Origin of the sequence: Neorhizobium sp. AL 9.2.2 (assembly GCF_013317225.1) — a bacterium.
GTDB classification, from domain to species: domain Bacteria; phylum Pseudomonadota; class Alphaproteobacteria; order Rhizobiales; family Rhizobiaceae; genus Neorhizobium; species Neorhizobium soli.
On sequence record NZ_JAALXU010000001.1, the window covers coordinates 438,124 to 451,442 of the forward strand.

Annotated in this window: 12 protein-coding genes; 2 read left to right on the plus strand and 10 right to left on the minus strand. The window is 55.6% G+C overall.

The window, feature by feature from the left end; translation table 11 throughout:
• The 4 genes from G6K99_RS02185 to G6K99_RS02200 are packed head-to-tail and all read right to left on the minus strand — an operon-like array spanning position 1 to position 3,881.
• The gene (locus G6K99_RS02185; protein WP_174195580.1) at positions 1-924 is read right to left on the minus strand and encodes a glycosyltransferase; all 924 of its coding nucleotides are present in this window, start codon (positions 922-924) and stop codon (positions 1-3) included.
• An 8-nt stretch (positions 925-932) separates the two neighbouring features.
• Positions 933-1,712, minus strand: coding sequence for a WecB/TagA/CpsF family glycosyltransferase (locus tag G6K99_RS02190; RefSeq protein ID WP_174195581.1), 780 nt, complete (start codon positions 1,710-1,712; stop codon positions 933-935).
• Between the two features lie 5 nt (positions 1,713-1,717).
• Positions 1,718-2,821, minus strand: coding sequence for a glycosyltransferase family 4 protein (locus G6K99_RS02195; protein WP_174195582.1), 1,104 nt, complete (start codon positions 2,819-2,821; stop codon positions 1,718-1,720).
• On the minus strand, positions 2,814-3,881 hold the full coding sequence (locus G6K99_RS02200; protein ID WP_174195583.1) for a glycosyltransferase: 1,068 nt from the start codon (positions 3,879-3,881) through the stop codon (positions 2,814-2,816). The genes G6K99_RS02195 and G6K99_RS02200 overlap by 8 nt, the downstream gene beginning before the upstream one ends.
• Positions 3,882-4,184: 303 nt before the next feature.
• On the opposite strand from G6K99_RS02200, the gene G6K99_RS02205 reads away from it, so the two are divergent.
• On the plus strand, positions 4,185-5,183 hold the full coding sequence (locus tag G6K99_RS02205) for a glycoside hydrolase family 5 protein (RefSeq protein WP_174195584.1): 999 nt from the start codon (positions 4,185-4,187) through the stop codon (positions 5,181-5,183).
• 326 nt (positions 5,184-5,509) lie between these two features.
• On the opposite strand, the gene G6K99_RS02210 is transcribed toward G6K99_RS02205, so the two are convergent.
• Genes G6K99_RS02210 through G6K99_RS02230 form a run of 5 tightly spaced genes read right to left on the minus strand, consistent with a single transcriptional unit; the run spans position 5,510 to position 11,878 of the window.
• Positions 5,510-7,354: a TniQ family protein gene (locus G6K99_RS02210; protein WP_174195585.1), complete on the minus strand. Its 1,845-nt coding sequence runs from the start codon at positions 7,352-7,354 to the stop codon at positions 5,510-5,512.
• Complete coding sequence (locus tag G6K99_RS02215; RefSeq protein ID WP_174195586.1) at positions 7,351-8,325, minus strand: ATP-binding protein; 975 nt, start codon at positions 8,323-8,325, stop codon at positions 7,351-7,353. Before G6K99_RS02215 ends, G6K99_RS02210 begins: the two co-directional genes overlap by 4 nt.
• A 1-nt stretch (position 8,326) precedes the next feature.
• Positions 8,327-10,513, minus strand: a complete 2,187-nt coding sequence (locus G6K99_RS02220; RefSeq protein ID WP_174195587.1) for a DDE-type integrase/transposase/recombinase — start codon at positions 10,511-10,513, stop codon at positions 8,327-8,329.
• A 5-nt stretch (positions 10,514-10,518) separates the two neighbouring features.
• Positions 10,519-11,382 (minus strand): hypothetical protein, encoded by an 864-nt coding sequence (locus G6K99_RS02225; RefSeq protein ID WP_174195588.1) that lies wholly within the window; start codon positions 11,380-11,382, stop codon positions 10,519-10,521.
• Positions 11,383-11,440: 58 nt separating this feature from the next.
• Positions 11,441-11,878: a hypothetical protein gene (locus tag G6K99_RS02230; protein ID WP_174195589.1), complete on the minus strand. Its 438-nt coding sequence runs from the start codon at positions 11,876-11,878 to the stop codon at positions 11,441-11,443.
• Positions 11,879-12,085: 207 nt separating this feature from the next.
• Between G6K99_RS02230 and G6K99_RS02235 the strand changes: the two genes are divergently transcribed.
• Positions 12,086-12,670, plus strand: a complete 585-nt coding sequence (locus tag G6K99_RS02235; RefSeq protein ID WP_174195590.1) for a hypothetical protein — start codon at positions 12,086-12,088, stop codon at positions 12,668-12,670.
• Positions 12,671-12,721: 51 nt separating this feature from the next.
• Here the strand turns inward: G6K99_RS02235 and G6K99_RS02240 are convergent, their stop codons facing one another.
• Positions 12,722-13,012: a hypothetical protein gene (locus G6K99_RS02240; protein ID WP_174195591.1), complete on the minus strand. Its 291-nt coding sequence runs from the start codon at positions 13,010-13,012 to the stop codon at positions 12,722-12,724.
• Positions 13,013-13,319: the final 307 nt, after the last annotated feature.

The following is a 13,319-nucleotide window of genomic DNA, read 5'->3' on the forward strand; positions in this document are numbered from 1 at the left end:
CTAGGCTGTGGCCCGGTCGATCCGAGGTTCCACCTTAGGGAACGGGTCGATTTCACCGTCGATCAGGTCCTTCGCCAACTGGTTTGGAATGATCTTCGGAACGCCGCGCGGGATCGCCGGCCCGATCAGCAGGCAGGCAAGCCGCAGCAGGGCAAGCTTCGCCTCGCTCCACCTGTTGAGACATGGATAGAGCACCGTCTTTGCGACCTGCTTGAAGAGTTGCTTTGCATAGGCCTTGTGGAACCCTCTGGCGACCAGGGAGCTGCCGTTGCCAAGCGAGTAGTAGAACGTGCGCTGGACATCGAATTCGGAGTTCAACGGCAAAGGCGGATGGTCGATTTCCAGGCCGGCCAACCGCTTGCCCTTCAGGCCGGCATCGACCAAACGTGCCCCGAGATCGAAGCCCTCTCCCGATCCATGAATGGCGCCGATACCCAGCGTGGCATCGAACTGGAATTTTAAGAACGTCTTGCGGCGAAGCGTCAGCCCCGGTTCCCACATGTTGCCGATGATGGTTTGCCTGTTGATTTGGACATCGCTTTCGATCCGGCTTGCAGCCAGCCGCTTGCCGTTCGAGACGATGTTGCAGGTGACGAAATCGACCGCGCCGACATCGAGAATGGTTTTCACCCTGCGGTAGAAATCGCTCGCGGCCGGATATGTGTCGTCATCCAGAAACGAGATGAGATCGGCCGTCGCGTGACAGGCGCCGACATTTCGGGAATGCGACGAGCTGAACACGCGCGAGAATACGGTTTTAACACCATCAATGCCGATCGTTTCGGTCTCGTCGAACCCCTGCATCACGATGATGATTTCAAGCGCGATCGCCCTCTGCTCCTGCAATCGCCGCACCACTTCGCGGGTGCGCGGCAGACGACTGCTTTTCGATACGACTGGAATGATCACGGAGACATCATACATCGGGCCACCTACGAGCTTATTCTGGATTGGTTCAGATCGGCGACAACGGCTGAGAAAAAGCCCCAGGAACTGATGAAGTACCGTTTGAACAAGCGACGGGGCTCGGTGGCCACTCGCCAGAACCATTCCATTCCAACCAGACGGAAAACCTTTGGCGCTCGAGTCTTGGTGCCGGCTGTGAATTCGAGAGCCGCGCCGAAGCAGAAGGCGTAAAGGTGCCCAAGCGCGGATCTGTTCTGGTTCACCCAAATCTCGGATTTGGGCGCGCCGATACCCATGAACAGATGCGTTGTGCGGTTGTCGCGGATCGCGCTCAGCAGGTCGCGCGTATGAGAGGGTTGTTTTTCAAAACCAAACGGCGGTATCGCGTAGCCGAAGCCGGCCTCCGGGAAGCCACGTGCCGTCATCTGGACTGCCAGCCCGTCCGCCGTCGCCTGGCTCGAGCAGACGAAGAACGGCCGATGGTTCTTGTCTGTCAGGGCATCGAGCAGCTTGGGAAAGAGATCGGCGCCTGGTATCCGCTGCTTGACGGCCGCGCCGCACAGTTTCGCATAGAGAAAGACGGGCATGCCATCGATCGTGACTGACCACGCACTGTCGTAAGCACGTCTGAATTCAGGATTCTTGTACAGGTTGGAGACGTGATCCGTATTCGCAGTGACGACCAGTTTTACCCCGTCCGTCTCGGAAAGGGGAGAAACAGCCTGTTCTACGAGAGCGTCGTCGGAATATTCGTAAAAGGATAAACCGAATATTTTATCTCTGGACCCAAGTCGGTCTTCGGTCATTGCATTTATCTCTTTAAGTGTGTGACGGCTAAAACTTGCTCTGCAATCGCTTTCCAGGAAAAACTCTGATCGACATGGGCGGTCTGCCACCGCAGGATTTCCGCCCGCTCCGCCTCGTCTGAAAGTTTGGTCAGCAGTGCCTTGGCCTGCTCGATATTGCCTGCCCCGAAGGTCTGGCTGGCGCCGATCACCATCGGAATGCCGCCCACATACGAACCGACAGCCGGCGTCCCGCAATAGATCGCCTCGATGCAGACACGGCCGAACTGTTCCCGCCAGTTCTTCGTCGAGAGGCTCGGCAGAATGAAGAGATCGAGCGCGCTGTAAAATGTCCGCAGATCATCTTTTTGAAGGCTGGGAAGAACCGTTACCCCCGCCGCAACGAGTGTATCGACCAGATAATCATCTGCGACCGGCCCGCAGGCGAGGATCGTGACCGGGAGTTCCTGTGCAAGCTGCGCCAGGATCTCTATCCCTTTCGGCTGCCAGATCCGCCCGGCATAGCCGAGAACGAGACCGCCCTTCTTGAATGCATCGGAGACCTGCGGATACTTTTGCGCAAGCCCAGAACGTGCCGCCGACTTATCGACGATCGAAAACGACGACTTTGAAACGCCGTTACCGATGGGGCTTGAGATCTTGCTCCGGGGAGCCCCCCGTCTGTGAAGGACATCGGCGACCTCATGGTTCTTGGGAATGATCTTGGTTGCTGTTTTATAGACGAACCGCTCGAGGACATTCCATCCGGAGAGGTTTCCCTTGAGATTGATGGCCGAGCTTTCGATGTACATCGGCCGCCCGAGACGCAGGGTGGCGCTTAGGAACGCGACAAGCGAGTGCGGTTCCTCATGAACGTAGAGAATGTCCGCCCGTCGCGCTTCCCGGTAGAAAGCGATGGTGCTCGGAATGAATGTCAGCCAGTGCGACGACAAGACGGAATTAAACAGCTTCACCGGGAAGCGGAATTTTTCAGGGTCGAATGTTGTGCCTTGAAAGGTTTTTGGGCCCATGACCGTGAGATTGGCGACCTTCGAAAGCTCGACAAATCGGTCATGGTAGTGCGAGTTTCCGGCTTCATGCCAGAGCATGGTCAACTGGTGCTCAGGCATGGGACCGTGCTCCGGTGCGTCTTTGGGCCTGGATTTTCGAAAGCAGGTTGGCCGCGATAAAATCCCAGGAATACCGGGCTCTGTAGGCAAGATACGCGCTCTCAGTCGCTCGCGGAGCCGTCATGATCTCAGTCGCGATCTCGTCAGCGGGGGTGCCCGGCGAGACCAGCCGTCCCCATGGCGGAGAAACAGTCCGGTGGATGGCGATGTCGGACGCGACAATGCTGCAGCCCAGCGACCCTGCCTCGACGAGCGGCATATTGAACCCCTCGTCATGCGACAAAGACAGGAACGACCGGCAGTTTGCGTAAAGCCACCGCAACTGGCTGTCGGATATGTCCTTCATCCATCGGATGTTGCTCGTTGGGTCGTTGCTCGCCCGGTCGAGATCGGTGGCGATATTTCCCCAACCGCTGCGACCAACAACGACCGACAGGACATTGTGCGGTTGAAGCGCTGCCGCGACGTCGATGATCTTTTCGTAGTTCTTTCGGGGCTCCACCGTCCCCACGCTCAGGACGAAGTCTTTGCCCCGCAGTTCCGCGATCTCGGACAATTCGCCGTTGAACGGCAGCGCGGGGGCGTTGCCGATCTCGCTCACATCATGGGAGGGAAAGATCGGACGAAGCTTTGCCGCCGAGTAGCCGGTTGGCGCAAAGATGGCGCGGTATCGGGATGAAACGGCGCGCTCCACATCCCGAAACAGAAGGCGCCCCTTGATCGGCATCTCCTGTCCCCTTGTCCAGGGGAAGTCGTCGTGAATGATGCGATAGAGGGGCAGTCTGGATGATATGGAGAGCGGACTTGCCGGCATGCTCGGAAAGACGGCCGCATCGTAACTGGAAGATGCCAGTCTGAACGGCAAAGTGAGCCAGGCCATCAAAGGATGCTGGCAGAGGACCAGGTTGTCGTCGCTCGAAAAAAACGACGTCGACATGACATAGGCCGTGCTGCCAGGGCAAATTTTCCGGAATGCCTCGAATAGATTGATCCCGTAACGTTCGACACCGGTAATCTCCGGCTTGCGCGTGGCAAGCGTCAGATCGAATATCACTCGCATTCCCACTCCTGCCGTCGCCGGACACCCGCGCATGCCGTCCATCACCGCTGCTGATCAGTGAAATGTCGAGTAGCACGACATCGAATCGTGGTTACAGCATGGATATGCTCTTGCAGATTCCTCAATAAACAAAACCAATCGCTAGGTTAATCGTATAATGGAGTTAAATATGGGTATTGTAGTGTGAATTCGCTGAGGTGTTGCACAAAAATCCGTAAGTTGTTGATTGTTTAGTACATCAATATTATAATAAAATCTTTATTACAGGCGTCTTACATGAATGAATGCTCAAGAAGATCTTTGTTGTTCGGCGCTGGCGCTTTGGCGGCGTCGGTTGTGTCGTCAGGTCCTTCCGTAGGCGCCCGAACGGCAACGTGCCCGCTGATCGGGGTTAACCTGGCCGGTGCTGAGTTCGAGATGATTGGCGGCCGTTGGAAGTGGCCTCACCTGGAGAACCTGAATTATTACCTCTCTCTGGGCGTGAAAGTGTTTCGGATCCCCTTCAAGTGGAACCGCCTGCAGCCCGACATTGCAAAACCGCTTGAGCCGGCGGCACTTGAGGGCCTCGATCGTCTGGTCGGCCGGGCAGTGGGCGAGGGTGCGGTTGTCCTCCTGGATATGCATGACTACGGAAGGCGCGATAAGATCGTCATCGGAGACGGCACGTCAGCTGCAACGCTCGAAAGCTACGCGGCGTTCTGGGGCGAGCTGGCACAGCGTTACGGGAAAAACAGCCTTGTCTGGTACGGGCTGATGAACGAGCCGCATGACCAGGATCCCATTCTCAACCTCAACACCCAGAACGCCGCATGCGCCGAAATCAGGCGGCGTGGCGCAACGGGAACCGTGCTGTTTTCCGGCATCGCCTGGACGGGCGCCCATTCCTGGACGAAGACCTCGAACGGCACCGTGATGTTGCAAGCTTTCGATCCTGCAGACAATTACGGCTTCGACATGCACCAGTATCTCGACAAGGGATTTGGCGGCTCCAACCCGATCGCGACCGAAGGCATTGGAAAACGGATCCTGAGGAGCGCCACGGACTGGGCGACCCAACATCGAAAACGCATCTTCATCGGCGAATTCGCCACCGGCCGAACCAAAGCCTCACTGCGGGAACTGCGAGACCTGCTCGATGTCATAGTGGCCCGCCCCGACATCTTCCTCGGCGCCACCTACTGGGCCGGCGGCGGCGTCTGGGGAAACACCAACCAGCAAACCGTCGATCCCCCACGCGACAGTCCGGGCGTCATGAGTGAGCAGATGAACCTGCTGCTGCCGTATGTTGGGTGTCGTGGCTAGGCGGGGAGGGGGAGGTGGCCTTCTACGACTTCAGGTTCTCCGGCGAACCAAAGTGGTCGCACGCGAAATCGACAATGAAACGGCTGGTAGTTTGCGCACGCGACGAAGCGAAACTTCGCGTCGCGCTAGGTCGTACGACTGTCCGAAATGTCATGATCTCCCAGGATTGTCTCTAGATCCCTCTTAACTAATTGAATTAATGGGATTTATACATATTAGGCGTCCTTGTTTAGTCTTTCCTGGCTCCTAAGGTATGACTTTGTCAGATAGATGGGCACAAAAAAGCCCGCGGAACGCGGGCTCGAATGCTGAAGGCTAGAACAGACTTAAGCGTTAGGAGGCAACAATGATACCCGCACGAGATCCCCTTTCAGATAGTACCTAGCTACTTTACCGGATGTTTCGAAAATTGGTTTCAGCCCGTGCTGCTCTAGCTCGTCTCTCATCAAGGCAATGTTGCGCCGCCATCCTCTGGCTATTCGGTGCAGCGACCGGTGGCTGTCGAGGAACAGGTCGACGTCGTCCCGATGAACGAACGGCTGTGACTTTCTCGACCGCGGATTTGACTTAATCTCGACAGGCAGAACGCGGTGCTTCACTAGCGCGGTTACTGTAGGATCGGTGGTCGAAAGCGCATCCCTAACCTCGGTCATGTTTAGGTGGATGCCTTCAACAGCAAAATCGCCTCTCTCCGGATACGTTTGAGCTAAAGAAGACAGCTCTCTGAAATCTACGAGAAGGCTGCCGAGAGTCATCGAGTCGTCTAGACGGGCGACGCGAGTGAGGCGTTTCTCCATTATCATTTTTATTATGCTCGACTGGGTAAAACACTTCCGAAGGGAGACCGAGGCCAGAGTGACGAGGCCTTCCTCCTGCTGCAAGGGGCAATCGAAAAGTCGGTCACGAAATCGGTCGAGGTTGGCACCTGTGATCCGATAGTACGGACGCGTGCCCTTTACACCGTCTTCGGAGTAGGGGAGCAGACCCATTTCGATCAGATCTCGGACCCGATGGTCGTAAGTACCGAGCGCCCCTGCTACTTCTGTAGTAGTCATTGAGCGAGCGGCGGCTCCAAGGAAAGTTTTGGCATCCTCAACAGAAAAGCACACTCTACGGTCAGATAGATCAGAACGTTCGACGAGCCCTCCTTCGTCAACGAGCATTCTGACCCGACAGGTATCCATACAATAGTCGCGGGCCGCAGAATGCACGGAGTGCACCTGTCGTCGCTCGACGATACGGACGAACCTATCACCAGGCCCGACGGGAACGTAGCGTTCTACCAAATTCTGAAATAGCCCGATGATTTCGTCATAGGCGGCAACGTCGGCATTGCGGCGAAAACGGCGAACAAGTGGGCCGAAGAACTCCGTGATCTCGTGCGCGGCGGGTCGATGTGAAACAATCGCCTCTTTCACTACCGTTTCAATCGCTTCACGCCCTTCACTGGCAATTTTAAAGCCAAGAGCCCTCATGCTCAACGTAGTGGACATCGCTCCGCCGATGCAAAATGATTGAAGACGATTGTGAGCAAACCATCCCAGGGAACGGAAGAGTATGAGCAGCACGTGGACCTCCTGACAGTCTATGAACGACGCCGTGCGAATTCCTGCGATACGGCCTTCAACGTATGCATCGACCTGAAGTTCGGCGTCGTCCGCCGCAGCGCCAGGATCGCACTTGTAGTGCCAGCCGTCGGCTACAAAAACGGCGACATCTGATGTAGGAGCATCATCAGGCGCATCGACAAGCAGTCTACGGTGACGGGTGCACGCGGTGACCGCACGGGTTAACCAGGACGCTCGTTCGTATGGCCGTGCCTGAGGCCGTTCGCTACCGCTCGTGAGATCATCATCAAGACAATGGGGGCAGAAGCGAAACCTTCCCGCTACCCTCATCTCTTTACGGAACACGGCTCCACCGAGCCGCCATTCTCCTGCTTCCTTACTAATGGGCACCGCGAACCGCTGGAGCTTCCCTACTGGAACACCTGACCATGAGGACAACAGCCTGACCGCATGGTCATCGCCCCTAGCGAGGGCCCGAACCGTAGTGTTATTGCCAAGAAGGTCAGATACGGACGAATAACCCATCGCGCTGGCAAGCCGTGACGCGAGGCTGAGGGGCGTTTCAGAGTCGGAATGAAAAGCCACGTTGACTGGAAGCTTCATGCCCGCCTTCCTTTTGCCGGTGGCGCAATGTCATCAAGCGCATTGGCGGAGACGATCTCGCGCCAATTTGGGGCGACGAAGACGTTGTCTCGACGCGTACAACCTGTCATTTCCTCGTAGACCTTCGAGAAGTCCAACAGTCTGACCTCCCCACGGCCCTTGTCGGCGGCCCTAAAGCTAGCTTCCTGCACCATTTCGACCAACAGTCCGAAAGCGCCGCTGGTGGCACGACAAAGCTTCTCCCTAAACACATCGGTTTGTGTGTCTTCGGCGCGCTTCATCCCACAGTCCTTACTGATGACTTCCGACACGATTTTCTCAATCCATTCGGCGTCGTCGGGGAATTCCATCGGTTCGTAGCGCATAACGTAAGACCTGCGCGCGAGCTGTCGGTCGCCCTGGAGGAAGGTCGCCAGAGCGGGAACTCCCGAGTAAATGGTATGGATCGGCCAGCCTTCGATCTGAACGAGCGCTTTAAGCACGTCCTGTACCGCCTGGATGGCCTTAGGCGTATTGTTGCGCAGGACATCCTGCATCTCATCGATCCAGATTGCTTTCACTCCGCGCTCTTTCAATTGTTCTTTGAGAAAGACGTAGAGTTCGGCATCTGTCTTGCGCCCTCTCACCGGTACAGACATCCCGGCTAGAAGCTCGATCGCCAACGTTCTCATGCTGCAGGGCTTCGGCGGCTTTATGCAGAGGAGCGGTGTTACGCGGTCGCCATACTGATCATCGAACGGCTGCCATTCCGTAATCAAAGGTAAGATGCGTTTAATTGAGCGCGTCTTGCCGCTCCCTGTCTCGCCGATGACAAAAAGAGAACGTCGCGGTGAGCCGCTCCCGGTATGTAGAGCCCTGGCATTCTCGCGAAGTTTTTCAATAAAATGAAGCAAACGCTTGTCCCGACCGGTTTCGAAGTAACGGTCACGGCTTCGTCGGCGGATTAAATCCGCATCGATCGTCAAAACCATTCTAGTCGTCCTCCTGCTCGTCAAATTTGGAACTTGACGGCGTGGCCGGCACCGCTGCTGCAGCGTTTTTATCGCTTGGCGCGTGGCCGACCAGATCACGCTCAATCAGCAAGCTACCAACTGCTGTCGCGTCAGAAGCGGGTTCCATGGTTCCTTCCGCTTCACAATTCGCCTCCCACCCACGGACTACTTCGCGATTCAGGTCTTCCATGTCCTTTGGCGTGGGGATGCGAGCACCGAGGTTAGCGCGGATAGTGGCGGCCTCTCCGGTTTGGCGCATACGACGGATCCCGGCATGCATGACGCTGAGGTCTTGCTTGGTCTTCTCGGCAATAGTGTCACGCTCCTCCTTGAGGACTGCTAGCCATTCGTGGAATGACACCGTATCGTCGAGGCCCAGCGAGTTTTCGACCGCAAACCATTCCTGTTCGTCTCTCGCCTTAACGAGGACAAAGCGCGCGTACACGAGATCGTACATCACTTCGATCGGTTTTTGGCCGATCCGGCGGCGAAGTGCGTTGAGCCTCTCGTCACGGTAAGTAACCCCCAGCACGACAATGCCGTCCCTTTGGATCGTCGCTGTAGTCGGGTATCCAAAAGCGGCGATCAGGCGAAGAGGGCTCGGCGGGTATTTGATCTCAATGGAATTGGAGGCTTCAACCCACTCATTATGCGGAGTATTGCCCCCCAGACCGCTGTGTGGCTTACGGTGGTAGATGTCACAGATCGCGAATACGATGATCCTCGCGAACTCGTCTACAAAGACACTGGCATGGGCTTCGGCGTCATAATCACCTTTCTCTTCCACTGAGGCAAACGTGCGCCCGTCAAGGTAGTTAGTGATTGCAGGTCCGATGGTGCCAAAGAGTCGCTCGATAAAGGGACGCCGTGCAGGATCCCCCGCTGGCTGACGTACGACTGTGATTCCGATTGACTGAGCCGCAGTGATGAAGTGGTCGGTGAGGAACGGCGAACCGTTGTCCATCGATGCCAAGTCGGGTTTAACGATGCCCGACCAAACTGTCTCCGCACCAACCAAACGAGAAAGGTTGGACTTGTCTGTCATCGCCATGCGCAGCGCACCTGCTACCGCTTCCGCCGACGGGTTCGGCGTCACCTTAAGGCCGAGGACGTATCTAGTGGCGACATCGATCACGACAGTAACGCTAACGCGAAGGGTCGTGGGTAACCTCTCCGCGAATACCTCCGGCAGATGTGCCCAGCAACCCGTTTTAACGAGCAGCGTGAGCAAGTCACCCCTCCATTCGTCAATTTCTACTTGAGAGCCCGGCCGTTCTACATGGAAACTACCCTTCACGTCACGATAGTGTTTAAGAGCGGCCTGCTCTCCTTCACGACTGGCCATAACCTCGAACGCGTCAAAGCGACGGATAGTGTTTTTTGTTTTTGTAAGTGAGAACTGGAGAAGTTCTGGAAGCCCCTTACCGAGGCGCCTCTTGTTTTCACCGTCAAGCTCGGCGAGATAACCTTGATGAATCTGTGCATACGTCGGGCGCAGACGGCTGAGGTACTCTCGTGACATTTTCTGGTGGAACAGTTCGCTTTCGCGGCAAGCGATTACCGTTCTGCGACCCGGGCCGTGGTGGAGCGGCACCAGAACGACGGGGTTGCGCCCGGACCCGATATACTTATCCCGATTGCGTTTAAACGTCTTCCAGCTTGGGGCATTGGTGATCTCGGCGACAGCCTGTCCTGTGCGGCGTCGGCGGCCGTTCTTCGTCTTTCGATCTGGGCCGAGCAATTCCTCTTCCCACCAACGGTCCAACAGTGGCTGGAGGTTGATTGAAAACGGAAGTCTCTTCTTCGCCTCCCTGCACTCTATCTCGTATCGGATGATCAGCTTCTCTTGCAAACGTGCCGCGCGCTGCACCTCAGGGTTAAAAGAGTTAAGCGTCCTGTCACCGTAGACGGCGAGCGTCCGCTGAACGGGCACGCTGTAGTGGTAGTAGTCGATCTGAGCCTTGCCAGCGCGAAGCCGTTGCCAGATCTCTTGACGTGAGACAACCATGGTCCGACTTGGGTCTCCTTCATGCACGAAGGTGCAGGTCTCACTATCTGAGAAAATCGGAATATAATTCTGCTTACCTTCACGATAGCGGTCCTCACGGCTCATAGAGACGAGGGAATGAGTGTGGGTGCGTGTTGGAAGGGGATGACTGTAAGACACGTTGGTTATCCGTTTCGTGCCGTTGGGAGCTGAGCAGGCTCAGACGGAACGGAGCCGACCGTGTCGCGTACGAGAAAAGTCAGCTCATTGATAAGACCCGTACCTTCGGGAACAAGTTCACCGAGGTCGATGAGCCGCCATACGGCGGCCCGACGCGCGGCTGCATTGCGGGATGATGAGAGGAGGGTCATGAACCGAAAGCGTCCTGTCATCCGACAGACGATTTCTCGAAGTTCACATTCCGCCGCTGGACTGCATGTCTCTCTCGAAGCGAGGATCTCTGAGCAATTGTGAAAGGATGCGACGGACCCGTCACGTTCTGTCATCAGGCGCGTTTCGTCCGCCAGACGGGGGCCGTCCTTTTCGGATATACCTCCTTCCTCGATGCGAGAAAGCATGTCGAGCATCAAGTGCCGCTTGCGATCCATCTTGACAGCAATAGCTAGCCGCGAACCGTTTTCGAATACAACGAAGTAGTCGAAGGTGTGAGACCGTGTTCTTCCATCGTCGTCAATGTAGGTGACTCGAGGATACTGCGAATGGATCTCGCGGACGCCGTGCCATGTCTGGAGCCTGTATGATACTCGAAGCTCGAGAAGGCTCTCGTGAAAGAGGATGTTGCCGCGGAAAATTGAGTGGCCGCGAGATGTTTTTGCCTGCTTGAGGGCGGGTCGCCGGGTTGCTAGACCTGGATGAGGTGCCAAGAATTTGAACGACATAGGATCTTCCGACAGCCGCGTGGCGTCAGGGGCGCAGTAATCGGCATTAACGCCGGCTTCCTTCCGGCTAGCAACGGTCGAGATAATCGATACGATAGCGGCTTCCCGCTTCATATAAAGCTTGCGTGCTAGACGGGTTTTGAAGTGCATGCTGTTGCTCCTTTCTGCCATGGTCGAGCATCCCGAGGCGCTCGCCCAACAACGGCGTCTAATGCAGAAGAACCGGAGTGAACGGTTTCAGAGGCTGTTCCAAAGCGATGCCCTGAAAGAACTTCCTATAGGATGGCATCAACAGCGAGTTGAATGACTCGGAATCGAGTTCGAGGATCTGTGCTGCAACTTCGTCGGTAAAGTGGGAAAACTCGACAAGCCAAAAAGCGATACGCTCCTGCGGCGTAAGCCGCATAAACCGTAACTTGATGCACTGGTGCTTCTCAGGGATCGCCACAGGCTTATCGGCGATCACTTTCGCGATCTCTTTAAAAAGCTGCACGGTAAAATGCTTGTCGGAGGACTTTAGATGGTTAGCCCCCAGCGTTTCGAGTGCGGATGCGACGATTTCATCCCCGGCTTCCAACGAACCAGATGTAAATGCGGCAAATGCACGTGCCTTACTGATGTGCATTTTTAGTTCAGTGCTGATCATTTCATACCCTTTACGCAATCTGCAAGAAAGCGTTATTGCTTCACGGTAATATCTATGAAGCGCCAAGCTACTCGTCAACGGGCACATAGCGTGAACAATAAACGCTTTTAAATTAATTGCGGGTCGTCTATGCTGATCTTTCAGCCTTAGCGAAAGTGAGTGACAGTGGAAACTAACGGAGAGACTAGAGCGATAGCCGGGCTCGAGATGGAAATCGTGCTGACCAACCTCACACCCGCTCAGCTAGAAAAAGTGAGCGGATTGAGCACCACTTTGCAACGAGTTTGGCGGCGGAGGGGAGAAATACCAGCTCGGACGAGCAGCCAAGCTTCGTTTTCAGCGCGTGACGCAGCGGCGATCTCTGTAGGAGTAGCCTTGAACAGGTATGGGATTAGCCCAGCAGAGGCGATGGATATCGGCAAAAGACATGCCGCCATTGCACTTCGATGCGCTTTAGAGCGCGGTGGGGCATGCGAGGTCACTGGACCCCGAGAAATCGTCAAACAATTCGTCGCACTTTTTAACGGCGACGAGCTGTCATTCCTCGCAGAATTAGCCGGTCAGCAAGACACCGACCTGAGACGGCTTCTATATTCCCTCGACGGTGAAGCTCCACGACTGGAAGACTTTGTCTTCACAGAAATCGAAGAGCTCCCGAGCGTTTCGGGCTACTTTGTGAATCTTCAAGCTATCGGGCTTCGCTTGCTAACTGTAGCAGGTGGACCGCTGTTTAAAATTCGCTTGGTGCCACAGGACGTTAACAAGCTCGATTTCATCAAAAACGTGGTTTGACCGCGTCATGGCTTAGCGAGAGCCGCACCACGACGCGAGAACAGCGAGAAGCTAGTTATATCGCAACAACGGGATCAAGGTCTCGTGCATTGGACGGATGATATTCTTGAGCTCCGTAATTTTGCCTTCAAGAAAATTATTCTCGCTCGGGATGAGGGAAGTATCGAGGCGTGACTGAAGCTGAGCAAGCTCAAATCGCGCAGTTGCAAGCATAGTGCTGTAGACTTCGGCGCAAGCTTTCATCCCCGTAGACGCATTTCTTAGCTTCTCTTCGTCTAGTACCGGAGTAAAACGTAACAACTGTTCAGTAGTCGGATTCATGGTTGCACGGGTATGTGCCATCGAACTATCCTTTTCGATTTTGTGGGGGAGCGCCGACCCCGTCAGCACTCACAAAGAATACAAACAATGGCCGTTCAGGTCAATAAAATCGCTTTAGCGGCTCAAATGGATTAGTCGTGGTACCTCGATCTTCAAGCCGAAATCGCTGCGGGCGCGGATCGACAGGCGGTCAACATGCAGACGTTTGGCGACGTTCCCAAATACGTCGACGGGGTGATCGGGAGAAGCCCGTAGATCGGCTCGTCCTCGAACATCCCACAGTGTTCGTGCATGAACGAAATCATCATTTGCAGAGGCGGTTCTTCCG

Excerpts from the sequence above, each read along its gene's own strand:
- G6K99_RS02185 (WP_174195580.1), bottom strand. The coding sequence starts at position 924 with ATGTATGATGTCTCCGTGATCATTCCAGTCGTATCGAAAAGCAGTCGT.
- G6K99_RS02190 (WP_174195581.1), bottom strand. The coding sequence starts at position 1,712 with ATGACCGAAGACCGACTTGGGTCCAGAGATAAAATATTCGGTTTATCC.
- G6K99_RS02195 (WP_174195582.1), bottom strand. The coding sequence starts at position 2,821 with ATGCCTGAGCACCAGTTGACCATGCTCTGGCATGAAGCCGGAAACTCG.
- G6K99_RS02200 (WP_174195583.1), bottom strand. The coding sequence starts at position 3,881 with ATGCGAGTGATATTCGATCTGACGCTTGCCACGCGCAAGCCGGAGATT.
- G6K99_RS02210 (WP_174195585.1), bottom strand. The coding sequence starts at position 7,354 with ATGAAGCTTCCAGTCAACGTGGCTTTTCATTCCGACTCTGAAACGCCC.
- G6K99_RS02215 (WP_174195586.1), bottom strand. The coding sequence starts at position 8,325 with ATGGTTTTGACGATCGATGCGGATTTAATCCGCCGACGAAGCCGTGAC.
- G6K99_RS02225 (WP_174195588.1), bottom strand. The coding sequence starts at position 11,382 with ATGCACTTCAAAACCCGTCTAGCACGCAAGCTTTATATGAAGCGGGAA.
- G6K99_RS02230 (WP_174195589.1), bottom strand. The coding sequence starts at position 11,878 with ATGATCAGCACTGAACTAAAAATGCACATCAGTAAGGCACGTGCATTT.
- G6K99_RS02235 (WP_174195590.1), top strand. The coding sequence starts at position 12,086 with ATGGAAATCGTGCTGACCAACCTCACACCCGCTCAGCTAGAAAAAGTG.
- G6K99_RS02240 (WP_174195591.1), bottom strand. The coding sequence starts at position 13,012 with ATGGCACATACCCGTGCAACCATGAATCCGACTACTGAACAGTTGTTA.